The organism is Pseudomonas sp. BTN1, assembly GCF_001907715.1.
In the GTDB taxonomy this organism is placed as follows: domain Bacteria; phylum Pseudomonadota; class Gammaproteobacteria; order Pseudomonadales; family Pseudomonadaceae; genus Aquipseudomonas; species Aquipseudomonas paracarnis.
In genome coordinates this window covers 160,706-183,906 of record NZ_MPBM01000026.1, presented here as the reverse complement: position 1 = coordinate 183,906, position 23,201 = coordinate 160,706, and the positions used below count along the sequence as shown (strand labels likewise).

Genomic DNA, 23,201 nt, shown 5'->3' with positions numbered 1-23,201 from the left:
AACGCGTGCTTCCTGGATAAACGCGTTGCCTGTGGGTTTTTCGCGAGCAAGCTCGCTCCTACAGTTTATTCAAGTGTCTGTTGTCTCTGGCGGCTGCGGTACTTCCTTGCGTGGCCGGCCCCCCTTCTTGCCATTGGCCCGGGCCGCTGCGGTCTTGGCCGCGCTGCTTTTGCGACCATTGCGTGATGCCACCAGGCTGGTTGCCAGGTCCATCAGCGGCTGGCTTGTAGCGATCAACCCTGTGATCGAAACATCCAGGTCTTGCGCTTCACAGCTAATCGCCTTGCCTCCGAAAGTCACTTCCAACTGCTGGAAATCCTTCTCTGAAAACCCTTCGAACTCCGGCAGGCCAGCCACCGGCAACACCACGCGGCTGCCATCGGAGAAGCCAATGGAGAGGCAGTCGTGTTCATAACGCACATTGCTGGCGTTGGCGTACAGGCGTTTCAACCTGCGTCCTCGGGCGATTGCCTTGTCAACGTCGGCTTCAGTGAGAGGTACATAAGGTGTGACTTTGGCTTTTATGATCTTTTTCATAAATCGATCTCCACAAAACCTGGGGCTCTGACCAGATTCAAAATTGTTTTCTGCCCTACGACATCGTGTCGGGCACGTGCAATCACGTAAACACCACGCTGAATGACCAATCCAGGAATGAGTTCATCCGTTTCCCAATCCCAGGAATGATTCTCCAGGCATACCGTCTGCAGTTTTTCCCACCAGATCCTGCGTGCCCGCGCCAAGTAGTGCCGCTGCATGATCGTCGCGCGTATTTCCTTCAGTACCGCCATGGGTGGCCGTCTGCGTTCAGGCTCTACATTCCACAACTCAACTTCCCCATCCAGGAAACTGAAACGAAACCGCGCATCCCATCCCTTGCCCCTGACATGCACATGGGGCGGGCAATGCTCATCCCTGATAAACACCGAAATGACATAGCCTTTGTAAGCACCTACTCTCATCGTAACCCATCCGTTAGGTTATTTTCCGTCAGGTAACAATTTCCCTCTGCACACCCGACAACCGGCTCCTATTCCCGAAGCTGTTTCACAGATTAGTAAGCACAAAAAACCCGGCGAATGCCGGGTTGTAACCAGGGATGCCAACGACTGGAACGACCCGGTCAATGCTCGAAAGTCCTCGTCATTCAGCAACCTCGCGCAATACTTCAACCGAATGCACATCAGCCGGTGATCCAGCAATTGCACTGATTAAACGTTCGATCACCGAACAGTTCCACTGCCATCCATTGACCAAATTAACCAACCAGTACATTTTGACTCCACAACCAATAAGAACTGTGGAGAAGCCTCTATGCCGCCCATCGTGCTGGTGCTCAACGGCCCCAATCTCAACCTGCTCGGCACCCGCGAGCCTGCCACTTATGGCCATGAAACCCTGGCCGACATTGCCGCCCTGTGTGGTCGCAGCGCCGACAAGCTCGGGCTGAAGATCGAGTTTCGCCAGACCAACCACGAGGGCGAATTGCTTGACTGGATCCACGGCGCCCGCAACCGCTGCGCGGGTATTGTGATCAACCCGGCGGCCTGGACTCACACTTCGGTCGCGATCCGCGATGCCCTGGTGGCCAGTGAAGTGCCAGTGATCGAAGTGCATTTATCCAACGTGCATGCCCGTGAAGCCTTTCGTCATCACTCGTTTGTGTCACCGATCGCCCAGGCCGTGCTGGCCGGGTTTGGCAGCCATGGCTACCACCTGGCCCTGGAACATTTCAGTCTGACGCTGAAGGGACGCACGTAATGAAACCACGCATTCTCGCTGGCCTGATCGGCGCCGGCATCCAGGCCTCACGCACACCGGCACTGCATGAGCAGGAAGGCGACGCCCAAGGCTTGCGCTACCTGTATCGCCTGATCGACCTGGAGCCGCTGCACCTGGACCTCAAAGCCCTGCCGGAATTACTACGGGCCGCTGAGTTGATGCACTTCACCGGTTTGAACATTACTTACCCGTGCAAGCAGGCGATTCTGCCGTTGCTCGATGAGCTCTCCGATGAGGCCAGGGGTATTGGTGCGGTCAACACCGTGGTGTTCAAGGGCGGCAAACGCATCGGTCATAACACCGACTGCCTGGGGTTCGCCGAAGGCTTTCGGCGCAACTTGCACAACGTGCCGCGCCAACGCGTGGTGCAGATGGGCGCCGGTGGTGCGGGCGCGGCAGTGGCCCATGCACTGTTGGCAGAAGGCGTGGAATACTTGAGCATCTTCGATGTCGACCGCACTCGCGCCCAGGACCTTGTGGATAACCTTGCCCAGCAGTTCGGCACCGGTCGCGCTCAGGTCGGCAGCCACTTGGAAAACGCCATGGCCGAGGCCGATGGCCTGGTGAACACCACGCCGATGGGCATGGCCAAGCTGCCCGGTACGCCTGTGCCTGCGACGTTGTTGCGGGCTGAATTGTGGGTGGCGGAAATTGTGTACTTCCCGCTGGAAACCCAACTGCTGCGCGACGCGCGCGCCTTGGGTTGCCGTACCCTGGATGGCGGCAATATGGCGGTGTTTCAGGCGGTGAAGGCATTTGAGTTGTTCAGCGGCGAAGTGGCGGATGCAGACAGGATGCTGGCGCACTTCCAGAGCATGAATATCTAGGGATGCAGCCCCATCATGATCGTTCCCACGCTCTGCGTGGGAACGATTAGTTCTCAGGCTTGCAGGTAGCGCAACACCGACTCGCAAATCATTTCCCGATGGCGCTGCTTGATCGCCTCATCCGACAGTTCGATCTGGAAAATCTCGCTGAAGGTGTGCCGGTTGGACACCCGGTAGAAACTGAACGAGTTGATCAGCAAGTGCACATCCAGCGGCTCCAGCCCTTCGCGAAACAGCCCCAACTCAGCCCCGCGGCGCAGGGTCTCCCCCAACCCTTCCAGGATTTTGCTGTTCATCGCCTTGATGGTCTCGGTGCGTTTGACGTACTCGGCGTTGTGGATGTTTTCGATGCTGACGATGCGCACGAAATCCACGTTCTGGTCGTGGTGATCAAAGGTGAATTCCACCAGCCGGCGAATCGCCTCACGCGGCTCCAGGGCGGTGAGGTTCATACGCGTTTCGGTGTTGCGGATATCACCGTAGAGCTTCTCCAGCACCTCGACGTATAGCTGCTCCTTGCTGCCGAAGTAGTAATAGATCATGCGCTTGGAGGTGTGAATGCGCTCGGCGATGGCGTCTACGCGAGCGCCGGCCAGGCCCTGTTGAACAAACTCGACAATGGCTTCCTGGAGAATATTCTCCCGGGTCTTTTCCGGATTGTTCTTGCGACTCTTGCGCGGTGCGTCAGCTACCGCGGGGAGATCGGGACTCGAGGTCATGGTGCGCTCACGGCCATTGTTGTGCAGGCGCTGATTATGGGCCGCGGCGCTCCCCGAAGGAAGCACCTGCCTTGCGGTTATAGCCGAGCCTGGCGTACCGCCCCACTGCGCGACTTGGCCATCGCCGCCAGACGCACCGCGACGTTGGCAGCGCCGTAGCCGGCATAGCCATTCTTGCGCTGGATGATCTCGAAGAAAAACCGCCCCTCGAACGCCTCGGTGTACACATGAAACAACTCACCGCCCTGGGCGTCGCGGTCATACAGCACGTTGTAATACGCCAACTCACTGAGGAACTCATCGTCAAAATCAAAGCGCGCCGCCAGGTCGTCGTAATAGTTGAGAGGGATATCCAGCAACGGCACACCGGCTTCTTTGGCCCGGCGTACCTCGGCGAAAATATCCGCGCAATCGAAGGCAATGTGGTGCACGCCCGAACCGCGATAGCTGGAGAGCGCGTGGGAAATCGCGGTGTTGCGGTTTTCGGAGATGTTCAGCGGCAGACGGATCGAGCTGCAGCGGCTACGCAACGCACGGCTTTTCACCAGGCCGTAAGGGTCGGGCAGCACCACTTCATCGTCGGCTTCAAAATCCAGCAGGCTCTTATAAAACAATACCCAACTGTCGAGGCTGTCGGCCGGCAAGGCCATGGCCATGTGGTCGATGCGCAACAAGCCGCCGCTAGCGGGTGCGGCCGTTTGCAGGTTGAAATCGGTGTCGTACAGCCCGCCTTCGCTGGGGTCGACCAGGTAAATCAGGCTGCCATCCGGTGCACGCACGGCGGCCAATTCCAGCTCGTTGGGGCCGACCAGGCCGCGATAAGGCTGGCCCTTGTAGGCCACCGCCCGCTCCAGGGCCTTGGCACTGTCCTTGACCCGAATTGCCGTGGCGCACAGCGACGGGCCATGGGCCTCGAAAAAGTTGTGGGCGAAGGAATAGGGTTCGCAGTTGAGGATCAGATTGATATCGCCCTGGCGCAACAGGCTCACATTCTTCGAGCGATGCTGGCCGGCCTTGGCAAACCCCAGGCGTTCCAGCCAATTGCTCAGTTTGGCGCCAAGGCTTTCATCCACGGCAAATTCGAGGAATTCGATCCCGTCGTACTCGCTGGCCGCCGGGGTTTCAAACAGGATGTCCACTGGCGCAGCGGGCGCCTCTTGCGCCAGGCGCTGGCGGGTTTTTTCCTCGAGGTACAGCAACGAGCGCAAGCCATCTGCCGCATTCGCACGAGTGGGCGCGGCGCGGAAGCCATCGTTGAAAATTTCCAGGGACAAGGGCCCGGTGTAGCCACTTTTGATGATCGGCGCGAGAAAGCCCGCCAGGTCAAATTCGCCCTGGCCGGGAAAGCAACGGAAATGCCGGCTCCACTCCAGCACATCCATGGCCAGGATCGGCGCGTCGGCCATTTGCACGAAGAAAATCTTGTCGCCCGGGATCTGGGCGATGCCACTCGGGTCGCCCTTGAGCGACAAGGTGTGGAAGCTGTCGAGCAACACGCCCAGGCTTGGGTGATCGACCTGGCGCACCAGGTTCCACACCTGCTGCCAGGTGTTCACATGCTTGCCCCAGGCCAGAGCTTCATAGCCGATGCGCAGGCCGCGCTTGCCCGCGTGTTCGGCCAGCAGGCTCAGGTCATCGAGCAGAATGCGTTCGTCACCCACGCTGTCGGCCGAGGCGTTACTGCACACCAGCACCAGGTCGGTGCCTAGCTCTTGCATCAAATCGAATTTGCGTTCGGCGCGCTCCAGGTTGCGCGCCAGGCGATCACGGCGGCAGCCTTCGAAGTCGCGAAACGGCTGGAACAGGGTGATGGCGATGCCGAGGTCGGCACACATCTGCCTAACTTCCCGAGGGCTGCCGTCGTAATACAACAAGTCGTTCTCAAAGATCTCCACCCCATCAAACCCGGCGGCGGCGATGGCTTCGAGTTTTTCCGGCAGGGTGCCGCTCAAGGACACAGTGGCGATAGAACGTTGCATGGAAGACTCCCGGCAATTGTTGTTTGTGGCAAATTATTCGCCCCCAGCCTACAGGCAGCAATTAAAATGTACGAACCGGTTAGTTTTTGGTGCGATTATCGAACACTAAGCCCCTTTGGCGAATTGACGACTTTTTAACCACTGCGCACCATCGACCGGGTAATTCGCTCACGTAACAAAGACCCAGAACACACCATAAGAATTTCAAAAAACGGGTACAAACCTCATGCCTCTGCAAAATTCAGCCCTGGCCGCGCGCCCGGGCAACCCGCACGCCGGCATCGGCGACAAGATCCGCGGTGCCCTGGCCGTGGGTAAAACGCGCTGGGGCATGCTGGCCCTGGTGTTCTTTGCCACCACCTTGAACTACATCGACCGCGCCGCCCTGGGCGTGATGCAACCGATCCTCGCCAAGGAAATGAGCTGGACGGCGATGGACTACGCCAACATCAACTTCTGGTTCCAGGTCGGCTATGCCATCGGCTTTGTGCTGCAAGGCCGCCTGATTGACCGGGTTGGCGTCAAGCGCGTGTTCTTCTGCGCCGTGCTGCTGTGGAGCCTGGCCACCGGCGCCCATGGCCTGGCCACCTCGGCGGTCGGCTTTATGGTCTGCCGGTTTATCCTCGGGCTGACCGAAGCCGCCAACTACCCGGCCTGCGTCAAGACCACACGCTTGTGGTTCCCGGCGGGTGAACGGGCAGTGGCCACCGGCATCTTCAACGCCGGCACCAACGTCGGCGCGATGATGACGCCCATGCTGCTGCCGTTGATCCTGCACGTGTGGGGCTGGCAGGCAGCGTTCCTGTGCATGTCGGCACTGGGCGGTATCTGGCTGGTGCTCTGGGGCTTGAAGTACTACAACCCGGAAGACCACCCCACGGTTAAACAATCCGAATTGGACTACGTGCAACAGGAAGTCGAACCGGAACAACCCCGCGTGCCGTTCAGCCGCATCCTGCGCATGCGTGGCACCTGGGCCTTCGCCCTCGCCTACTCGCTGACCGCGCCGGTGTTCTGGTTCTACCTGTATTGGCTGCCGCCGTTCTTGAATCAGCAATACAACCTGGGCATCAACGTGACCCAGATGGGCATTCCGCTGATCATCATTTACCTCACCGCCGACTTTGGCAGCGTCGGGGGCGGGATCCTGTCGTCATTCCTGATTGGCCGTGGGATGAACTCGATCAAGGCGCGGCTGTTGTCGATGCTGCTGTTCGCCTGCTGCATCGTCGGCGTCATCATGGCGGCCGGCTCCAGCCAGCTGTGGGCCGCGGTGTTTGCCATCTCCCTGGCCATCGGCGCGCACCAGGCCTGGACCGCCAACATCTGGAGCCTGGTGATGGACTACACGCCCAAGCACATGATGAGCACGGTGTTCGGTTTCGGCGGCATGTGCGCGGCCATCGGCGGCATGTTCATGACCCAGATCGTCGGCCATATTCTCACGGTGACCAACAACAACTACACGGTGTTGTTCACCCTGATCCCGGCGATGTACTTCATCGCACTGGTGTGGATGTACTTCATGGCGCCGCGCAAGATCCCTACCGTAGACGTTTGATCTACCTGCGCCGCTGCTGCCAGGCAGCGGCCAACCCGCTCATGCAGATCACCCCGATACCCACAACCGTGGTCATATCGGGGGTATGGCTGAACACCAGCCAGCCCAACAACCCCGCAAACACGATCTGGCAATAGCCAAACGGCGCCAGCAAGGCCGGCGCCGCGAAGCGGAACGCCTGGGTGAGCATCAGGTGCGCGGTCATCCCGCAGGTGCCCAGCGCCAGCATCATCACCGCATGCCACAGCGTCGGCACTTGCCAGAAGAACGGCACCATTGCACTCATCACCAAGGTGTTGCACAGGCCGGCGAAGAAGTTGCTGGTGGTCGGGCTGTCGTATTGGCTGAGGATGCGCGTGAGCAACTGGTAGAAGCAGAAGAACAGCGCCGAACACAGCGGCAGCAACACCGCCGGGGTAAACAGCTCGCCGCCGGGGTGGATAATGATCACCACGCCGATAAACCCGCAGATCACCGCTAGCCACTGGCCTCGGGTCACGTGCTCACCGAGCAACGGCACCGACAGCGCCGTCACCAGGATCGGCGCCAGGAAGTTCACCGCTGTAGCTTCGGCCAACGGGATGTAATGCAGCGCTGTGGTGAAGAACAGGCTGGTGCCCAACAGGCATAACGCCCGCACCACCTGCATGCCCGGCCGCTTGCTGCGCAACACGCGCAGGCCCGATTGCGGCAGGAAGATCCCGGCCATCAGCAAGGTGTGGACCATGTACCGCGCCCACACCACCATCACGATCGGGTAAAACCCGGCCAGGTATTTGGACAAGGCGTCGTGGCTGGAGAACAGGAACGTCGCCAGCACAATCAGCAGGATGCCTTTGAACGGATGGTTGACGCCGGAGAGCGGGGTACTGACAGTCATTGAATTCTCTTGTGTGGCGAGCGGGACGCTGAGCGCTGAACCAAGTCGCGCTCAACCCGGTAATCTAGCAGCCGGGCCGGAGTCTGCCCCAAGAGCATAACCAAACACTGGGCGAACAGCGCACTAAATCGATGGATCCGAGTCCAACGCTGCACGCTCGCCCCGGCGTTGCACACTATTTAACCAAGGCCTTGCCGCTATGAAAAAAATCCTCTTTGCCCTGTCTGCCCTCGCCCTGCTCGCCGCCTGCGATAAAACCCCGAAAGAAGCCCCCAAGCCCGCGCCGGCTTCCGTGCAAGCGACCCTGGTGCCCGAGACTCCGCCGACCGATAAATGGGTAGGCAAGTGGGTCGGTGTCGAAGGCTTGCACCTGACCATCGCCAAGGACGACAGCATTGGCCGTGGCCACTACCTGCTGACCATGCAATACGGCCTCGACGCCGATGACGCCGGCACCTTCAAAGGTGAGGCCACCGAAGACGGCATCGCCTTCATCCGCCCCGACGGCCCGCAGTTGTTGCGCGCTGGCGACGGCGCCGCCACCGGCTTGAAATGGCTGGCAGATAAAAAAGACTGCCTGATCGTCGCCACTGGCGAAGGCTATTGCCGTTAATACCGACCATAATCAATCACGGTTTGCACACAGAGGATTGCTCCCATGCTATGGAAAAAAGGCCGACGCAGCGACAACGTGGTGGATGCCCGTAACGACAGTGGCGGCGGTGGCGGCGGCGGTATGCGCTTCGGCGGCGGCAAGGGCCTGAGCCTCACGGCCATCGTGCTGATCGTTGGCATTGGCTGGCTGACCGGCCAGGACCCGATGCAGATTCTTGGCCAATTGACCGGCCAGATGGAACAGGCGCCGTCGGTCAGCACCCAGCCGCGTCAAGCGCCGCCAGCCAACGATGAGCAAGCCGACTTTGTGCGCGCCGTGCTGGGCGATACCGAAGACACCTGGGGCCAAGTGTTCCAAGAAAATGGGCTGGCCTATAAGAACCCGAAACTGATCCTGTTCCGTGGCCGGGTGAACTCAGCCTGTGGTGGCGCCACCTCGGCCAGCGGCCCGTTCTACTGCCCGGCTGACCAGCAGGTGTACTTGGACCTGGATTTTTTCCGGGAAATGTCGCAACGCTTCCAGGCCGCCGGTGATTTCGCCCAGGCCTACGTGATCGCCCACGAAATCGGGCACCACGTACAAACGTTGCTGGGCATCTCGTCCAAGATCCAGGCGGCGCGCCAACAGGGTCGGCAGATGGAAGGCGACGGGGGCCTGCTGGTTCGCCAGGAGCTGCAAGCCGACTGCTTTGCCGGCGTGTGGGCCAACCATGCGCAAAAACGTCTGAACTGGCTGGAACCCGGCGATATCGAAGAAGCCCTGAACGCAGCCAATGCCATCGGCGATGACCGCTTGCAGCAACAAGGCCAGGGGCGCGTGGTACCAGACTCGTTCACCCACGGCACCTCGGCCCAGCGCGTGCGCTGGTTCAAGACCGGCTTCGCCCAGGGCCAGATCACTCAATGCGATACCTTCGCGGCCAAGAGTCTCTAAATGATCAAACGATGGGGGTTACTGCTGGGTGTGCTCGTGTCCTGTTGCACCTTCGCAGCCGAACACGGCGTCAAGGTGGTCAGCCCCGATCACTTTCATCTGGAGGCCGGCGACCTCAGCCTGGGCCTGAGCCAGGATTGGCGCGAACCACTGCCCAAGGTCACACGCGCGTTGATCATCGTGCATGGCCGCCTGCGCAATGCACAAACCTACCTGCAAAGCGGCATCGACGCCGCCGAGCATGCCGGGGTGGGCGGTACTACGCTGGTGATCGCGCCGCAGTTTCTCAATCAAGCCGACGTGAAGCGCAATCACCTGGGCCACGAGGTAGTGCGTTGGACGGGTAACGACTGGATGGCCGGCGAAGCGTCCACCGGCCCAGGGCAAATCAGCTCTTATGGCGCTCTGGACCAGATCATCAAGCACTTGGGCAACCGCAAACTGTTCCCGGCACTGAAAGAAATCGTGGTCGCCGGGCATTCCGGTGGCGGCCAAGTGGTGCAGCGCTTCGCCCTCACCGGCCACGACCACCCGTTGCTGAATTCCGAGGGCATCCGCCTGCGGTATGTGGTGGCTAACCCGTCGTCCTATGCGTACTTCAGCCCGCAACGCCCGGTGACGTTCGACATCGCCAATTGCCCAGGCTTCAACGACTGGAAGTACGGCATGCAAAACCTGCCGGATTACGTGGGGGGCCGAGGTGCCCAGCAGCTGGAACAAGACTACGTCTCACGCGACATCACTTACCTGTTGGGCCAGCAGGACACCGACCCCAACCACCCGGCATTGGATAAAAGCTGCGAAGCCGAAACCCAGGGTGCGTATCGACTGCTTCGTGGCCACAACTACTTTGACTACCTCAAGCAGCGGCATCCGCAGTTGGGCCACCGGCTGGTAGAAGTGCCGGGGGTGGGACATGATGGGGACAAAATGTTTACCTCGCCAGAAGGAGAAAAGGTGCTGTTCGCCCATTAGCACCTGAAGGAACCTAATCAAAATGTGGGAGCTGGCTTGCCTGCGATGACGGACTGTCAGTTGATAAAGTGTCAGCTGACCCACCGCTATCGCAGGCAAGCCAGCTCCCACATTTGATCTCTGGAGCCCGGCTTAGATCATTCGGCGCAGCGCCGCACAATCCTCGGCATGCCAATCCGTCAATTCCGGCCAAGGGTTCTCCGGCAAGTTCACCAACACCGTCTTGGCCCCCGCTGCCCGACCACAATCCAGGTCAAAGCGATAATCCCCGACCATCACCATTTCGCGGGGTGCTACATCCCAAGCCGCCGCCAGTTTCAGCAACCCACCGGGATCCGGCTTGTGCGGCGCATCATCGCGCCCCAGCACATCCTCAATGGCAAAGCAGTCCGCCAGGCCTATCGCCTCCAACGTGATATGGGCCAGCTCCCGCGCATTACGGGTCAGGATCCCCAAGCGATAACCGCGCCCGGCCAATTCGCGTACCAATTCCACCGCGCCTTGCGCCGCCACCGAACCCAGGGCCAGCTCGCGCTCGTGCTCCAGCAACCAGGCGTGCTTGGCCGCTGCAACCGGCGCCGGCAAGGCCGCCAGGTGCGTGAGGATGTCGTCTTCAGGTGGAATGTCCAGCGCCACGCGGATAGCGGCAAAATCATGCACGGCCACCGTGAGGGTGCCGTCCATGTCGAACACCCAGTGCCTAACGTCGCCGAGGCTCATGCCCAATCCTTGCGATGGCGGATCAAACCTTCCTGGGTCACCGACGCCACCAGTTGCCCGGCGCGGTTGTACACGCTGCCCCGGGAGAACCCCCTGGAGTTGCCAGCCCACGGGCTGTCCATGGCGTACAACAACCAGTCATCGGCACGCAGGTCGGCGTGGAACCACAGCGCGTGATCGAGGCTGGCGACCTGCATGTCTTTCTGCCACACGGTCTTACCATGGGGCAGCAGCGAGGTGGTCAGCAGGCCAAAGTCCGAGGCATAGGCCAGCAGGTATTTATGCAACGCCGGTGTGTCCGCCAAGGCACCGTCGGCACGAAACCACACGTACTTGACCGGGTCGGACGGCTGCGGGTTGAACGGGTCTTTTTCGGTGACCGGGCGCACTTCGATGGGCTTGGGGCACAGCAGCTTGTCGCGCATGTGCTCGGGGATCAAGTGCGCACGTTGCTGGGTCAGCTCCAGCTCCGACGGCAGGTTTTCCGGGCCCACTACCACCGGCATGGTGGTCTGGTGCTCGAAGCCTTGTTCGTCGTACTGGAACGAGGTCGTGCAGGTGAAGATCGGATTGCCCTTTTGAATCGCGGTGACACGACGCGTGCTGAAACTGCCACCATCGCGCACGCGGTCCACCGAATACACCACCGGCAACGCGGCATCGCCAGGGCGCAGGAAATAACCGTGCAGGGAATGTACATGCCGCGCTTCTTCTACGGTCTGGCTGGCCGCCGACAGTGACTGGCCGAGCACTTGGCCGCCGAACAGCTGGCGAAAGCCCAGGTCCTGGCTGCGGCCGCGAAAGAGGTTCTCCTCGATCGGCTCCAGGGTCAGCAAGTCCACCAGATCTTCCAATACTTGGCTCATTGAAACTCTCCTCAAAGCAAAACGGTATCTACCTGTAGGAGCGAGCTTGCTCGCGAAGGTCGCTAACGATTACGCAGCGCTTCTGGTTTACCGCAGCGCTCTTGCGCTCTTCGCGAGCAAGCTCGCTCCTACAGGGTTCTCTCAAGCACGACCGCCTGCTTATCCGTGCAGCGTGTCCAACCATTGGGCGCGGGTGATGCGGTACAAAACATGCGGTCGCAGCGGGTCACCGGCTGCGACTTTCGGGTGTTCAAAATCTGCCTGCGGATCGTAATGCATACCGATGGCCTGCATGACTTTTTGTGAGGGCAGATTGCTCTCGGTGGTGAAGGCCAGGATTTCGTCCAGTTGCAAGCGGTCAAAACCACAGCGCAACGCTGTCCAGGCGGCCTCACTGGCATAACCCAGGCCCCAATGTTCGCGGGCCAGGCGCCAGCCGATTTCCACCGCCGGGGTAAAGCCGGCTTCAAAGCTGACATTCGCAAGCCCGGTCAGGCCGATAAATTCGCCCGTGTCCTTGCGCTGCAAGGCCCAAAAACCAAAGCCATATTCAGCAAAATGCCCGCGAATCCGGCCGATAAGCGCGGCGCTTTCCAAGTGGCTCAATTGAGCCGGAAAGTAGCGCATCACCTGCGGGTCGGCGCACATGCGCGCAAAGTCCGGCAGGTCGCTGTCGCGCCATTGGCGCAGCACCAAGCGTGCACTTTCCAATTCCAGTATCGGCTCCATGGGTCCCCCCTGCCTTGCCATGTGCGTGAGTGTACAGCGCTGTTAAGATTCGTCGCAGGTTCCCGTCAGAAAATCCCATGCCCTTGCCATTGATCTACCACGAAGACTACAGCCCTGAGTTCCCGGCGGACCACCGGTTCCCAATGGACAAGTTTCGCCTGTTGCGTGACCACCTGGTGGACAGCGGCCTGACCGAAGACAGCCAATTGCTGCGCCCGCCGCTGTGCCCGGCAGACATTTTGGCCCTGGCCCATGAACCTGGGTATATCGAACGCTACATGAGCGGCGAACTGTCCCGCGAAGACCAACGCCGCCTCGGCCTGCCGTGGAGCGAAGCCCTGGCCCGGCGCACGGTGCGCGCGGTGGGCGGCTCGATCCTGGCCGCCGAACAAGCCCTCGAACATCGCCTGGCCTGCCATTTGGCGGGCGGCACCCACCATGCCCATTACGATTATCCGGCGGGTTTCTGCATTTTTAATGACCTGGCGGTGATCAGCCATTACCTGTTGGCCAGCGGCCGGGTCAATCGCGTGCTGATCTTCGATTGCGACGTGCACCAGGGCGACGGCACCGCACGCATCCTGCACGACACGCCGGACGCCATCACCGTGTCGCTGCACTGCGAAAAGAACTTCCCGGCACGCAAGGCCCAGAGCGACTGGGACATCCCGCTGCCCATGGGCATGGGCGATGCCGACTACCTCAAGGTGGTGGATGACGCGCTCAACTACCTGCTGCCGCTCTACCAGCCGGATCTGGTGCTGTACGACGCCGGCGTGGATGTGCACAAGGACGACGCCCTTGGTTACCTCAAGCTGACAGACGAAGGCGTCGCCGCCCGTGATGAAAGCGTGATGCGCCACTGCCTTGGCCGCGACATACCGGTGATGGGCGTGATCGGCGGCGGTTACAGCAAGGACCGCCCCGCCCTCGCCCGCCGCCACGGCATCCTGCACCACAGCGCGCAGCGGGTGTGGACGTCATCAGGCTGTCATTGAGCTGTGGGCGTTACCCACAATGCCTGTGGAACGGCCTGTGGATAACTTGAGCGTAAGCGGCTGCAAGCGAGTAGCCGCATGGCCTGTAGGAAAGTGTACGTTTTTTGATCAGGCAGCGGCGTCATGGTCGGGTAGAATGCTCGGCCTATTCACATCACCGTAGCCCTGCCCATGCCTCAGACTTCTGCCCACCACGTCTCCATTATCGGCGGCGGCCCCGCCGGGCTGATGGCCGCTGAAGTCTTGAGCCAGGCGGGCGTGCGCGTGGACCTGTACGACGGCATGCCTTCAGTGGGGCGCAAGTTCCTGCTGGCCGGCGTAGGCGGCATGAACATCACCCACTCCGAGGCGTACCCGGCGTTCCTGTCGCGCTACGCTGAACGCGCGCCGCACATGGCGCCGCTGCTGCGCAGCTTTGGCGCCGAGGCGTTGTGCGAATGGATCCATGGCCTGGGTATCCAGACCTTTGTCGGCACCTCCGGCCGCGTATTTCCTACCGATATGAAAGCCGCGCCACTGCTGCGCGCCTGGCTCAAGCGTCTGCGGGAGCAAGGTGTGGTTATCCACACCCGGCATCGTTGGACGGGTTGGAATGCCGAGGGCGATTTACTTATCCACAGCCCGGACGGCGAAAAAGTTGTCCACAGCGACGCTGTGCTGCTGGCCCTGGGCGGCGGCAGCTGGTCGCGATTGGGCTCCGACGGTGCATGGCTCAACCTGTTTGAAGGCAAAGGCCTGCCCTATGTGCGACTGCAACCGAGCAACTGCGGGTTTGAAGTGTCGGCATGGAGCGCGTTGATGGTCAGCAAATTCGCGGGCGCACCGTTGAAAAACGTCGCCATTGGCCTGGGGGATGACAAGCCTCGGCTGGGTGAATGCGTGATCACCGCCACCGGCATTGAAGGCAGTTTGATTTACGCCTTGTCGGCGCCGATTCGCGAAGCGATCAACCGCGACGGTGCGGCCACGGTGCATATCGATTTGCTGCCCAGCAAGCCGCTGGACAAGGTGCAGGCCGCATTGGCCAAGCCCCGTGGCTCGCGGTCGATGAGCAAGCACTTGCACAGTCAGTTGGGGTTGGATGGGGTGAAAGCGGCGTTGTTACGCGAGTTGACGCCCGCTGAACACTTCACCGATCCGGCGCAATTGGCGGTGGATATCAAAGCGTTGCCGCTGACATTGGTGAAAACACGGCCGATGGATGAGGCGATCAGCACGGCCGGTGGTGTGCCGTTTGAAGCGCTGGATGAGCGGTTGATGCTCAAGCCGTTGCCTGGGGTATTTTGTGCGGGGGAAATGCTGGACTGGGAGGCGCCCACTGGTGGGTATTTGCTGACGGGGTGTTTTGCCAGTGGTAGAGCGGCTGGGCGGGGGATTTTGGAATGGCTCCACCGCTGATCGTTCCCACGCTCTGCGTGGGGATGCCGCCAGGGACGCTCTGCGTCCCGCTTTAGGTTCGTGACGCAGAGCGTCACAGGATGCGTTCCCACGCGGAGCGTGGGAACGATCAATCACTTCTTCTTACGCGGCCCAGTGTTAAAAACCGGCACCTTGCGCACCGGCTTGATCGAAGGCTCGGCCGGCGCCACTTCCCCACTGTCCACCCACTTGCCCAGGTTGCGCTTGCCGCCACCGCCGGACGCTTTAGGCTTCTTCGGCTTTTTCGGTTTCTTCACCACCTGCCCGCTGGCATCGGTGTCCGGCACGCGGTGCTCCGGCTCGAAATCCGGTTCCATCTTGCGGGTGAGGGTCTGACGGGTCAGCATTTCGATCGCCGAGAGCATGTTCACCTCATCGGCACACACCAGGGAAATCGCCTCACCGGTGTTGCCCGCACGCCCGGTACGGCCGATACGGTGGATGTAGTCCTCGGCCACGATCGGCAGGTCGAAGTTGACCACCAGCGGCAGGTCTTCGATATCCAGGCCACGGGCCGCTACGTCGGTGGCCACCAGGATCTGCACGTCGCTGGTCTTGAAGCGGTCCAGTGCGCGTTGGCGGGTGGCTTGGGGTTTGTCGCCATGAATGCCGTCGGCGTTGATGCCCAGGCCCTGCAACTTGTCCACCAGGGCGTCTACGCCGTTGCGGGTCTTGGCGAACACCAGCACTTGCTTCCAACGGCCTTTGCGCATCAGGTGCACAAACAGCTCCGGCTTGCGCTTCTTGTCCACCGGCACCACCCACTGCTTGACGGTGTTGGCGGCAACGTTGCGTGGGCTGACTTCGATGCTCAGCGGGTCGTTGAGCATTTGCCCGGCGAGCAGGCGGATGTCATCGGAGAAGGTCGCGGAGAACAGCAGGGTCTGGCGCTTTTTCGGCAGCATGCGATAAATGTTGGCAAGCTCTTCGGAGAAGCCCAGGTCGAGCATACGGTCGGCTTCATCCAGCACCAGGGTTTGCAGCTGGTTGAGCTTCAACGCGTTCTGGCGGAACAGGTCGATCAGGCGGCCAGGGGTGGCGACCAAAATATCCACACCCTTGCGCAGCTTCATCATCTGCGGGTTGATACTCACGCCGCCGTACACCGCGTAAGTGGTCAGCGGCAGGTGCTGGGCGTACTCGGCAACGCTGGCGTGAACCTGCTCAGCCAGCTCGCGAGTGGGGCACAGGATCAGCGCACGCGCCGAGTTGGCGGCGACTTTCGGCCCTTCCAGGGTCAGCAGTTGCAGCAGCGGCAAAGCGAAACCTGCGGTCTTGCCGGTGCCGGTCTGGGCCGCGGCCATCAGGTCGCGACCGGCCAGCACGGCCGGAATGGCTTGGGCCTGCACCGGCGTCGGGGTCTGGTAGCCAAGCGTCTCAAGGGCGCGCAGCAAGGGTTCGATCAGGCCAAGGGTGGCGAAAGTCATGTAGTTACCGTAGGAAAAATTCAGCGCAAGGGCGTAATGCGCGGCAGTTTACCTTATTTCCGGTTTGGGCTTGCGCCATTGGGGCAGGCTGATCAGCAACACCGCGCTGATGATCACCAGCATTGCCAAGGCTTCTTCCAGGCCGATGCTCTCACCGACGAACACAATCCCCAGTAACACGGCCACGGCCGGGTTCACATAGGCGTAGCTGGTCGCCGCCGCCGGGCGTACGTGCTTGAGCAGGTACATATAAGCGTTGAAGGCGATGATCGAGCCGAACACCGTGAGGTACGCCAGGGCCAGCCAGCCTTCCAGCGGCGGCATGGCCTGCAGGTGCTCGCCGGACAGCGCGCTGACGATCAGCAGCGCCATACCGGCCACGAGCATTTCCGCGGCGCTGGCCATGGCGCCTTGGGGCAGCGGCAAGTGGCGGCTCCACACCGAGCCGAAGGCCCAGGACGCCGCCGCCATCAACAGCAACACCGCGCCCAGTGGGCTCGACTGCAAGGTACTGCCCATGTTGAGCATGGCAATGCCGATAATCCCCAGCAGCACCCCGGCCCATTCCAACCGTGTATTACGTGCGCCCCAGAAAAACCCACACAGCAAGGTAAACAGCGGCACCGTCGCCACCGCCAGCGCGGCCACGCCGGACGACACGCCCATATGTTCGGCCACACTCACGCCACCATTGCCCACGGTGAGCAACAAAATGCCGATCATCCCGGCCGCCTTCCACTGCGGCCAGGTCGGCGCCGGCACCCCGCGCCACCTCAGAAAGCCGTACATCAACGCGCCCGCCGTGCAAAACCGAATCCCCGCCAGCAACAGCGGCGGCCAGTACTCCACGCCAATGCGGATCACCAGGTAGGTGGAACCCCAGATCACATACAACGCAAAAAAGGCGGCGATCAACGGTAAGGGAAAGCGACGTGGGCCAGGCATTGGGCGGCTCTATGGCAGGTAATGGGAGACTTATTCTAGAAACGAAGGTGGATAAACTTAAGTTACAAAACCTGTTTAAAACGCCAATACACTTCTCAAACCATGGTTATCAAGGCTATAAACCGTGCTTTCGAAAGCCATGCGCAACCGGAGCCTTATCATGGACAAATACGACCGCATGCTCCTCAGCGCCCTGCTTGAAGATGGCCGTGCTTCCTACGCGCAACTGGCACGCACCGTAAACCTCTCCGCCCCCGCCGTGGCCGAACGCGTGGCCAAGCTTGAGGCCAGCGGCGTGATCACCGGCTACCAGGCCAAGGTGGATTTATCCAAAGTGGGTTTGCCGATTCAATGCGTGATCGAGTTGCGGCTGACCAACCATGGCAGCCAAAAGGTGTACGACGCCCTGGCGGAAATACCCGAACTGACCGAATGCCACCGGGTCACCGGCGACCCGTGCGTGATCATGCAAGCGGCGGTGGGCTCGATGCCCGAGCTGGAAAACCTGATTAATCGGGTAGCGAAGTTCGGCTTCAGCAAGACCTCGATTATTTTGTCCAGCGCCATAGAGCGGCGGGTGCCGTTGGGGCAGTTGGACACCAATGGCAAAAATGCTGGCTGATCGATCGTTCCCACGCTCCGCGTGGGAATACACCCCGTGACGCTTTGCGTCACGACTTTAAGGGCGGACGCAGAGCGTCCAGGGCAGCATTCCCACGCAGAGCGTGGGAACGATCAGTGACTGCCGGGCAGCTTGTCATCGTGTTGCCCACATGAAACGCCACGCTTGAACTGGAGCCCAGATCAATGCCATTTGATTCAAGTTCCAACTTGCTTCGCATAATCGCTGTATGAAGATCGCTTTCCTGCATGACTGTAATCCCTATGCATGAGTGACAGACGGGATGGTAGGTCGCAGTAAGACGCGATAGAGGAGTGAAGAGAAAAACGAGAAAGGTCCTGGGTCATAGCAGGATTTGGCCTACCGACCATTCAGCGCTCAGGTGAAAGAGACCTCACCCCCCCGTATTTCATTGGCCAGCACGACCGATCCCTTTCATTTGCGGGACGTTTCCGAGAGAATCCCACGGCCTTGTTTCCGTCGGATTCGGTAGCTAGTCTCGCCCTGTCATCGAATGTTCGGTGACCGGACGTGCAAGTCCGACGACGGTAATACGCATAGCCTTAACTCTCTACGCCTGGGTTTTATCTCAGGCGCTAAGTGTCATGGCAGCTGTACGCGGGAGATCTTCGGATCTACCGGACTCCGTCTCGGTCTTGCACACCTGCGTACTGCTGCCACCCTAATTCGTGTGCAAGCGAACGGTTGCAGCTTCTTACCTGACGGAGAAGTTTCACCATGGTCAAAAAAGTCACCCCCGATCCACCCCAGTCCAAAACCGACTTCCTCAGCGAAGACGCCCTGCTCCACCGTCGTGCCATCGACTACTACCTCAAGGCATCCGCCCCGGATGCGCCGATCTTTATCCTCAATGACAACCTGAGCTTCGAAGACGCCCTGGCCCATGCGGCGGATTTGTTGCACTGCGCGGTGGAGACGGCGAATGCGTCGGGTGAGGTGATGAAGGCGCCGCAGCGGGCGGTGATGCATTTGGTGGAGATGGCGAAGGGGGTGGTGGACCAGGCGCGGGAGTGCGCACAGCCTCGATAGGCGACGCATGACCCCTGTGGGAGCGGGCTTGCCCGCTCCCACATTGGCACTCTGTTTGCTGATCGTTCCCACGCTCTGCGTGGGAATGCCGCCCTGGACGCTCTGCGTCCGCTCTTAAAGTCGTGACGCGGAGCGTCACCAGATGCATGCCCACGCGGAGCGTGGGGACGATCAGCGCCAGGCCTTAAAACCCGCGATGTTTCTTCAGGTGCTCATTGATCTTCGCGGCCGGCACTTTTTGCAAGGTACACAGCAAGTCATGGGACAGCTCCCGCAAGCCATGAGTCTGGCGCAGTTCCTGGGCCAGGTGCGCGGTGAGGTTGGCGGCCATTTCCGCATCCGCCAGCGCCCGGTGAGCCTGGCCGGTGTGGGGCAGTTTGGCGTAGGTGTTGAGGGTGCCGAGCTTGTGGTTGGGCGCCGCCGGCATCAGGCGGCGAGCCAGCAGCAGGGAGCAGGCAAATTTCTGCAGGCGGGTGCGGCGGATCAGGCCCAGCTCAAAGTCCCAGAACTTCTGGTCGAACGCGGCGTTGTGCGCCATCAAGGGCGTGGTGCCGACGAACTCATTGACTTCGTTCATCACCCGTTCAGCCGGTGGCGCGCTGCGCAGCATGGCGTTGCTGATGCCGGTGAGCTGTTCGATAAACGCCGGTATGCGCACGCCAGCATTCATCAGGCTCTGGTAGCGGTCCACGATTTGCCCGCGCTCAAGGATGACCACGCCAATCTCCGTGGCCCGACAGTGGCTGCTGGGGGTGATGCCGGTGGTTTCAAAGTCGATGACCGCTATACGTTCCAAACCTGTTCCAACTCCGTTCTACGATCTATTTGAGCAACAACGCGCCTTCGATCGGCACATAGTGGCTGGCGGCGCGTATCAATGAGTTGGCCGTCAGCCCCGGCACGCCGTAGGCCACGGCCCGCACGCCATGCTTGTGGATAATGCGCTCGAGCAGCATGTCGAAATCACCGTCACCTGAGGCCAGCACGACTTCGTCGACATGGTCGGCGGCGTCCATGATGTCCAGCGTGATGCCCACGTCCCAGTCGCCCTTGGCCGAGCCGTCGCTGCGCTGGATGTACGGCTTGAGTTTTACCGTAAAGCCCAGGTTGCGCAGGATCTGCTGGAACTGCTGCTGCTTGCTGTCGCCGCGGTCGATGGCGTAGGCGTACGCCTCGACAATCTGCCCGCGCGCGCTGATGTCAGCCCACAGGGCGGCGTAGTTGAAGTGGCAACCATAGGCCTGGCGCACGGTGTAGTAGAGGTTTTGCACATCGGCGAACACTGCAATTTTTTTCACCGCACTTCCTCATGGACAGCCAGGCGCCAGCGCCCGGAAAGGGCGCCAGTATGCCAGCCAAGGGAGCGTTTCCGGGAAAAAATCAGACCGGAGCGCCGCAGCGCCCCGGCGTGGTGTGTCAGACGAAGGAATCGTCGTCGCCAAAGGATGAGGAATCGTCGGAATAATCGCTGTCGGCGAAGTTATCAGAGTTGCTGCCCCAGCTGTCATTGCCGGCAAACTTCTGGTCATCGTTGCCCCAGTTGCCCTGGTCACTGGCCGGTGCCGGTTGTTCGATGATTTCTTCCACCACCTGCGGCTGCTGGTTGTGATGGAACAGGCTGCTGATGCCTTCGGCCAGCAACACCCCACCGGCCACGCCGGCGGCGGTTTTCATGGCGCCACCGAGGAAGCCGCTGCCGGCTGGCGCGGCGGCCGGTGCTTGCGGCGGTTGGTAGTTCTGCTGCGGCGCTGGCTGACCAAAAGCGGGTCGCGCCGGCTCACGCCAGCCGCCACCTGTGTTGCTCGGCGCAGGCTGTGGCTCACGGGAGCCGCCGCCAAAGATGCTCGACAGGAACCCACCACCGCTGGCCGGCGCCGGTTGCGTGGCCTTGGCCCGTTGCAGCTCGTCCTGCAATTGCTGGATCTGCTGGGCCTGTTGCTTGTTTTGCGCGTCGAGGCTCTGCAGCGCATGTTCCTGCACCAGAATCGACTGGGTCATGTAATAGCCGACGGCGGGTTGGCGAGCCATATGCTCCTTGATCCGCGCTTCGGCCTGGGCGTCGCGGGGGGCTGAGTCCGTTTCGGCTTGCTGCAACCGTGAAAACAGTCCATCGATCAGGGTTTGCTCTTCGCTGTTCATGGCGACCTCGTTAGATTGCCGATAAAAAATTCCGGTCCCGCCTGTGATCAGGCTGGGGGCTTTCCAGTTATGGGGATGTTACGAGTTGTTTCAATGGTCTTTACTCAAGGTTTACGTTTGCGCCCCTTGGACCCTGATCGGTTAAAGTGTGGCCCTCTGCTTCCAGGCCTGTGATGACCCTGATGAATCCGTTAGACGTTTTGCGCGACTCCTTCCGCTTTACCCAGCGCAACCTGGGCGCCATCGTCCAGCTGTGCCTGCCATTGGTGATCCTCGAAGCCTTGTTGCAACAGGTTCTGGACCACACGCTGGGCCCGGATGCGTTTCCCGGCTACAGCGTGGTCGTGGGTTTGTTGGTGTACCCGCTGTACACCGGCGCCCTGATCCTGTTTCTCGATGCCCGCACCCGGGGCGAGTCGCCGCGCACCAAGGACGTGTGGGCCATGGCCTTGAGCCTGTGGCCGCGTTTTGCCCTGCTGACAGCCATGAGCACCTTGCTGATTCTGCTGGGGCTGTCGCTGTATTTCCTGCCGGGCTTGTGGCTGATGGTGGTGCTGGCGTTTGCCGAATACCTGCTGGTGCTGCGCGGTATGCCGGCGTTGGCGGCGATGAAGGAGAGCTTTCGCCTGACCCGCGGGCATTTCTGGCGCATCCTGGTGTGCCTGCTGTGCGTGATGACGCCGTTGTGGCTGCTCAAGGGCGCCAGCGTGGCGGCGTACCCTGAACCGGCGCCGTTGCTGGGGCTGCTGATGGACAGCGCCCACAGCTTCCTGCAACTGTTCACCAGCGTGGTGCTGTTCCGTTTATTCATGCTGATCGGTGGCGACGCCGACGTGCGGTGATATGCTCCGTGGCTCTTCTGACACGCATATAAGCCGAGCCGATGACCCGTTTATTGCGCATCACCCTGTTGAGCCTGTTGATCATCACCGGCCTGCTGGCCGCGCTGATCTACAGCCTGACCTGGCGCCCTGCCGACAAAGAGACCCTGCCCGTCAGCTGCGTGGCACCCCGTGCGCCGACACTGTTGCCGGGGCAGGCGCTCAAGGTCATGACCTGGAATGTGCAATACCTGGCCGGCAAGAACTACGTGTTCTGGTACGACACCCCGGACGGTAGCGGCCCGGACGATCGCCCCACCGTCGAAGACATGGCCTTCAGCCTCGACGAAGTGGCGCGGGTGATTCGCGACGAACAACCCGACATCCTGCTGTTGCAGGAAGTCGACGAAGGCGCCAAGCCTTCCCATTATCAGGACCAGCTTGCGCTGTTACAGGAGCGCCTGGTCGACCTCTACCCCTGCAGCGCCCAGGCGTTCGACTGGAAGGCCGACTTTGTGCCCAGCCTGCATATCTTCGGCAGTGTCGGGCGCAAGCTAGCTACGCTCAGCCGCTATCAGATCGAACACGCCGAGCGCCTGCAACTGCCGGCCGCCGAAACCAACTTCATCAGCCGGCAGTTCCAACCTAAACCTGCGTTGCTACTGACTTACCTGCCCTTGAGCGATGGCGGCCAACTGGCGGTGCTCAATACACGCCTGGACGGCGGCGCACCTGGCCGCTCGGCAGCGCAACAACAAGTGCAAGCCACGGCCAAGCTGCTGGACAAGTTCGAAGGCCGGGGCACGCCCTGGTTGATCGGCGGGGATTTCAATCTGCTGCCACTGGGCCAATACCTGCGCCTGGACGCGGCTAAGCGTGGGCAGTATGCGCCGGACAGCGAGTTGCACCTGCTGTGGGACAAGTACCCGATGATCCCACGTAACAGCGAGTCCAGCGGGATTGATCGAGAAAAATGGCTGACGCACTTCCCCAATGACCCGAGCCTGGACGGGCCGGATCGCACCTTGGATTATCTGTTCTACAGCCCGCGCATCAAGCGGGTGGAGGCGAAGGTGAGGCAGGAGGACACATTGCGCATTTCCAACCATCTCCCGGTTATCGCCCGCTTCCTGCTGCCTGCCGCGCAATAACCCACATCCTTAATCTTTTGTGGGAGCTGGCTTGCCTGCGAT

The 23,201-nt window shown here is 60.9% G+C and carries 26 protein-coding genes; 12 read left to right on the top strand and 14 right to left on the bottom strand.

Annotation, left to right across the window (positions count from 1 at the left end; all coding sequences use genetic code 11):
• Nucleotides 1-69 precede the first annotated feature (69 nt).
• The 3 genes from BMH52_RS13835 to BMH52_RS29575 form a co-directional block, all read right to left on the bottom strand.
• Entirely contained in the window at nt 70-537 is a 468-nt protein-coding gene (locus BMH52_RS13835) for a DUF2442 domain-containing protein (protein ID WP_073843966.1), read from the bottom strand.
• On the bottom strand, nt 534-962 hold the full coding sequence (locus BMH52_RS13830) for a DUF4160 domain-containing protein (RefSeq protein ID WP_073843963.1): 429 nt from the start codon (nt 960-962) through the stop codon (nt 534-536). Before BMH52_RS13830 ends, BMH52_RS13835 begins: the two co-directional genes overlap by 4 nt.
• A gap of 181 nt (nt 963-1,143) precedes the next feature.
• On the bottom strand, nt 1,144-1,275 hold the full coding sequence (locus BMH52_RS29575) for a hypothetical protein (protein ID WP_256575788.1): 132 nt from the start codon (nt 1,273-1,275) through the stop codon (nt 1,144-1,146).
• A 39-nt stretch (nt 1,276-1,314) separates the two neighbouring features.
• Between BMH52_RS29575 and aroQ the strand changes: the two genes are divergently transcribed.
• Both aroQ and BMH52_RS13820 read left to right on the top strand, forming a co-directional pair.
• On the top strand, nt 1,315-1,761 hold the full coding sequence (gene aroQ / locus BMH52_RS13825; RefSeq protein WP_019818037.1) for a type II 3-dehydroquinate dehydratase: 447 nt from the start codon (nt 1,315-1,317) through the stop codon (nt 1,759-1,761).
• Nucleotides 1,761-2,609 carry a shikimate dehydrogenase gene (locus BMH52_RS13820; protein WP_073843961.1) on the top strand — a complete coding sequence of 283 codons (849 nt, stop codon included), beginning with the start codon at nt 1,761-1,763 and terminating at the stop codon, nt 2,607-2,609. The genes aroQ and BMH52_RS13820 overlap by 1 nt, the downstream gene beginning before the upstream one ends.
• A 53-nt stretch (nt 2,610-2,662) precedes the next feature.
• Here BMH52_RS13820 and BMH52_RS13815 read toward each other — a convergent pair whose 3' ends face one another.
• Together BMH52_RS13815 and quiC are read right to left on the bottom strand one after the other, a co-directional pair.
• A complete protein-coding gene (locus tag BMH52_RS13815) occupies nt 2,663-3,328 on the bottom strand; it encodes a TetR/AcrR family transcriptional regulator (RefSeq protein ID WP_014720036.1) in 666 nt (221 codons plus the stop codon).
• Between the two features lie 77 nt (nt 3,329-3,405).
• Nucleotides 3,406-5,307, bottom strand: coding sequence for a 3-dehydroshikimate dehydratase QuiC (gene quiC, locus BMH52_RS13810; protein WP_073843959.1), 1,902 nt, complete (start codon nt 5,305-5,307; stop codon nt 3,406-3,408).
• A gap of 226 nt (nt 5,308-5,533) precedes the next feature.
• Between quiC and BMH52_RS13805 the strand changes: the two genes are divergently transcribed.
• On the top strand, nt 5,534-6,868 hold the full coding sequence (locus BMH52_RS13805; RefSeq protein WP_073843957.1) for an MFS transporter: 1,335 nt from the start codon (nt 5,534-5,536) through the stop codon (nt 6,866-6,868).
• A gap of 1 nt (nt 6,869) precedes the next feature.
• Here the strand turns inward: BMH52_RS13805 and BMH52_RS13800 are convergent, their stop codons facing one another.
• Nucleotides 6,870-7,748, bottom strand: a complete 879-nt coding sequence (locus tag BMH52_RS13800) for a DMT family transporter (RefSeq protein ID WP_003194370.1) — start codon at nt 7,746-7,748, stop codon at nt 6,870-6,872.
• 199 nt (nt 7,749-7,947) lie between these two features.
• Here BMH52_RS13800 and BMH52_RS13795 point away from each other — a divergent pair, with 199 nt between their 5' ends.
• The 3 genes from BMH52_RS13795 to BMH52_RS13785 are packed head-to-tail and all read left to right on the top strand — an operon-like array spanning nt 7,948 to nt 10,272.
• Entirely contained in the window at nt 7,948-8,361 is a 414-nt protein-coding gene (locus BMH52_RS13795) for a lipoprotein (RefSeq protein ID WP_014720039.1), read from the top strand.
• Between the two features lie 45 nt (nt 8,362-8,406).
• A complete protein-coding gene (locus BMH52_RS13790) occupies nt 8,407-9,297 on the top strand; it encodes a neutral zinc metallopeptidase (RefSeq protein ID WP_019818041.1) in 891 nt (296 codons plus the stop codon).
• A complete protein-coding gene (locus BMH52_RS13785) occupies nt 9,298-10,272 on the top strand; it encodes a hypothetical protein (RefSeq protein ID WP_073843955.1) in 975 nt (324 codons plus the stop codon).
• Between the two features lie 132 nt (nt 10,273-10,404).
• On the opposite strand, the gene BMH52_RS13780 is transcribed toward BMH52_RS13785, so the two are convergent.
• The 3 genes from BMH52_RS13780 to BMH52_RS13770 form a co-directional block, all read right to left on the bottom strand.
• Nucleotides 10,405-10,992 carry an HAD family hydrolase gene (locus BMH52_RS13780; protein ID WP_073843953.1) on the bottom strand — a complete coding sequence of 196 codons (588 nt, stop codon included), beginning with the start codon at nt 10,990-10,992 and terminating at the stop codon, nt 10,405-10,407.
• Entirely contained in the window at nt 10,989-11,858 is an 870-nt protein-coding gene (gene tesB / locus BMH52_RS13775; RefSeq protein ID WP_014720043.1) for an acyl-CoA thioesterase II, read from the bottom strand. Before tesB ends, BMH52_RS13780 begins: the two co-directional genes overlap by 4 nt.
• 159 nt (nt 11,859-12,017) lie before the next feature.
• The gene (locus tag BMH52_RS13770; RefSeq protein WP_014720044.1) at nt 12,018-12,587 is read right to left on the bottom strand and encodes a GNAT family N-acetyltransferase; all 570 of its coding nucleotides are present in this window, start codon (nt 12,585-12,587) and stop codon (nt 12,018-12,020) included.
• Nucleotides 12,588-12,664: 77 nt separating this feature from the next.
• Here BMH52_RS13770 and BMH52_RS13765 point away from each other — a divergent pair, with 77 nt between their 5' ends.
• Complete coding sequence (locus BMH52_RS13765) at nt 12,665-13,585, top strand: histone deacetylase (RefSeq protein WP_073843951.1); 921 nt, start codon at nt 12,665-12,667, stop codon at nt 13,583-13,585.
• Nucleotides 13,586-13,756: 171 nt separating this feature from the next.
• Nucleotides 13,757-14,983 (top strand): TIGR03862 family flavoprotein, encoded by a 1,227-nt coding sequence (locus tag BMH52_RS13760; RefSeq protein WP_073843949.1) that lies wholly within the window; start codon nt 13,757-13,759, stop codon nt 14,981-14,983.
• 113 nt (nt 14,984-15,096) lie between these two features.
• Here BMH52_RS13760 and BMH52_RS13755 read toward each other — a convergent pair whose 3' ends face one another.
• Both BMH52_RS13755 and yedA read right to left on the bottom strand, forming a co-directional pair.
• The gene (locus BMH52_RS13755; RefSeq protein ID WP_072435495.1) at nt 15,097-16,431 is read right to left on the bottom strand and encodes a DEAD/DEAH box helicase; all 1,335 of its coding nucleotides are present in this window, start codon (nt 16,429-16,431) and stop codon (nt 15,097-15,099) included.
• A gap of 48 nt (nt 16,432-16,479) precedes the next feature.
• Complete coding sequence (gene yedA, locus BMH52_RS13750) at nt 16,480-17,376, bottom strand: drug/metabolite exporter YedA (RefSeq protein WP_073452101.1); 897 nt, start codon at nt 17,374-17,376, stop codon at nt 16,480-16,482.
• A 160-nt stretch (nt 17,377-17,536) separates the two neighbouring features.
• On the opposite strand from yedA, the gene BMH52_RS13745 reads away from it, so the two are divergent.
• On the top strand, nt 17,537-17,998 hold the full coding sequence (locus BMH52_RS13745) for an Lrp/AsnC family transcriptional regulator (RefSeq protein WP_044268904.1): 462 nt from the start codon (nt 17,537-17,539) through the stop codon (nt 17,996-17,998).
• 738 nt (nt 17,999-18,736) lie between these two features.
• The gene (locus tag BMH52_RS13735) at nt 18,737-19,048 is read left to right on the top strand and encodes a DUF3077 domain-containing protein (protein WP_073843945.1); all 312 of its coding nucleotides are present in this window, start codon (nt 18,737-18,739) and stop codon (nt 19,046-19,048) included.
• Nucleotides 19,049-19,232: 184 nt separating this feature from the next.
• Here the strand turns inward: BMH52_RS13735 and BMH52_RS13730 are convergent, their stop codons facing one another.
• The 3 genes from BMH52_RS13730 to BMH52_RS13720 all read right to left on the bottom strand — a co-directional run bounded on the left by BMH52_RS13730 (nt 19,233) and on the right by BMH52_RS13720 (nt 21,187).
• Nucleotides 19,233-19,844 carry a PolC-type DNA polymerase III gene (locus BMH52_RS13730; protein WP_020301743.1) on the bottom strand — a complete coding sequence of 204 codons (612 nt, stop codon included), beginning with the start codon at nt 19,842-19,844 and terminating at the stop codon, nt 19,233-19,235.
• Between the two features lie 25 nt (nt 19,845-19,869).
• On the bottom strand, nt 19,870-20,346 hold the full coding sequence (locus tag BMH52_RS13725; protein WP_003194396.1) for an NYN domain-containing protein: 477 nt from the start codon (nt 20,344-20,346) through the stop codon (nt 19,870-19,872).
• Nucleotides 20,347-20,464: 118 nt separating this feature from the next.
• Nucleotides 20,465-21,187, bottom strand: coding sequence for a DUF2076 domain-containing protein (locus BMH52_RS13720; protein ID WP_032904154.1), 723 nt, complete (start codon nt 21,185-21,187; stop codon nt 20,465-20,467).
• A gap of 182 nt (nt 21,188-21,369) precedes the next feature.
• Between BMH52_RS13720 and BMH52_RS13715 the strand changes: the two genes are divergently transcribed.
• Nucleotides 21,370-22,029: a YciC family protein gene (locus BMH52_RS13715; protein ID WP_032904195.1), complete on the top strand. Its 660-nt coding sequence runs from the start codon at nt 21,370-21,372 to the stop codon at nt 22,027-22,029.
• Between the two features lie 41 nt (nt 22,030-22,070).
• The gene (locus BMH52_RS13710) at nt 22,071-23,159 is read left to right on the top strand and encodes an endonuclease/exonuclease/phosphatase family protein (RefSeq protein ID WP_019818052.1); all 1,089 of its coding nucleotides are present in this window, start codon (nt 22,071-22,073) and stop codon (nt 23,157-23,159) included.
• The last annotated feature ends 42 nt before the right edge of the window (nt 23,160-23,201 follow it).

Coding starts and splice junctions, on each gene's coding strand:
- BMH52_RS13835 (WP_073843966.1), bottom strand. CDS start 537: ATGAAAAAGATCATAAAAGCCAAAGTCACACCTTATGTACCTCTCACT.
- BMH52_RS13830 (WP_073843963.1), bottom strand. CDS start 962: ATGAGAGTAGGTGCTTACAAAGGCTATGTCATTTCGGTGTTTATCAGG.
- BMH52_RS29575 (WP_256575788.1), bottom strand. CDS start 1,275: ATGTACTGGTTGGTTAATTTGGTCAATGGATGGCAGTGGAACTGTTCG.
- aroQ (WP_019818037.1), top strand. CDS start 1,315: ATGCCGCCCATCGTGCTGGTGCTCAACGGCCCCAATCTCAACCTGCTC.
- BMH52_RS13820 (WP_073843961.1), top strand. CDS start 1,761: ATGAAACCACGCATTCTCGCTGGCCTGATCGGCGCCGGCATCCAGGCC.
- BMH52_RS13815 (WP_014720036.1), bottom strand. CDS start 3,328: ATGACCTCGAGTCCCGATCTCCCCGCGGTAGCTGACGCACCGCGCAAG.
- quiC (WP_073843959.1), bottom strand. CDS start 5,307: ATGCAACGTTCTATCGCCACTGTGTCCTTGAGCGGCACCCTGCCGGAA.
- BMH52_RS13805 (WP_073843957.1), top strand. CDS start 5,534: ATGCCTCTGCAAAATTCAGCCCTGGCCGCGCGCCCGGGCAACCCGCAC.
- BMH52_RS13800 (WP_003194370.1), bottom strand. CDS start 7,748: ATGACTGTCAGTACCCCGCTCTCCGGCGTCAACCATCCGTTCAAAGGC.
- BMH52_RS13795 (WP_014720039.1), top strand. CDS start 7,948: ATGAAAAAAATCCTCTTTGCCCTGTCTGCCCTCGCCCTGCTCGCCGCC.
- BMH52_RS13790 (WP_019818041.1), top strand. CDS start 8,407: ATGCTATGGAAAAAAGGCCGACGCAGCGACAACGTGGTGGATGCCCGT.
- BMH52_RS13785 (WP_073843955.1), top strand. CDS start 9,298: ATGATCAAACGATGGGGGTTACTGCTGGGTGTGCTCGTGTCCTGTTGC.
- BMH52_RS13780 (WP_073843953.1), bottom strand. CDS start 10,992: ATGAGCCTCGGCGACGTTAGGCACTGGGTGTTCGACATGGACGGCACC.
- tesB (WP_014720043.1), bottom strand. CDS start 11,858: ATGAGCCAAGTATTGGAAGATCTGGTGGACTTGCTGACCCTGGAGCCG.
- BMH52_RS13770 (WP_014720044.1), bottom strand. CDS start 12,587: ATGGAGCCGATACTGGAATTGGAAAGTGCACGCTTGGTGCTGCGCCAA.
- BMH52_RS13765 (WP_073843951.1), top strand. CDS start 12,665: ATGCCCTTGCCATTGATCTACCACGAAGACTACAGCCCTGAGTTCCCG.
- BMH52_RS13760 (WP_073843949.1), top strand. CDS start 13,757: ATGCCTCAGACTTCTGCCCACCACGTCTCCATTATCGGCGGCGGCCCC.
- BMH52_RS13755 (WP_072435495.1), bottom strand. CDS start 16,431: ATGACTTTCGCCACCCTTGGCCTGATCGAACCCTTGCTGCGCGCCCTT.
- yedA (WP_073452101.1), bottom strand. CDS start 17,376: ATGCCTGGCCCACGTCGCTTTCCCTTACCGTTGATCGCCGCCTTTTTT.
- BMH52_RS13745 (WP_044268904.1), top strand. CDS start 17,537: ATGGACAAATACGACCGCATGCTCCTCAGCGCCCTGCTTGAAGATGGC.
- BMH52_RS13735 (WP_073843945.1), top strand. CDS start 18,737: ATGGTCAAAAAAGTCACCCCCGATCCACCCCAGTCCAAAACCGACTTC.
- BMH52_RS13720 (WP_032904154.1), bottom strand. CDS start 21,187: ATGAACAGCGAAGAGCAAACCCTGATCGATGGACTGTTTTCACGGTTG.
- BMH52_RS13715 (WP_032904195.1), top strand. CDS start 21,370: ATGAATCCGTTAGACGTTTTGCGCGACTCCTTCCGCTTTACCCAGCGC.
- BMH52_RS13710 (WP_019818052.1), top strand. CDS start 22,071: ATGACCCGTTTATTGCGCATCACCCTGTTGAGCCTGTTGATCATCACC.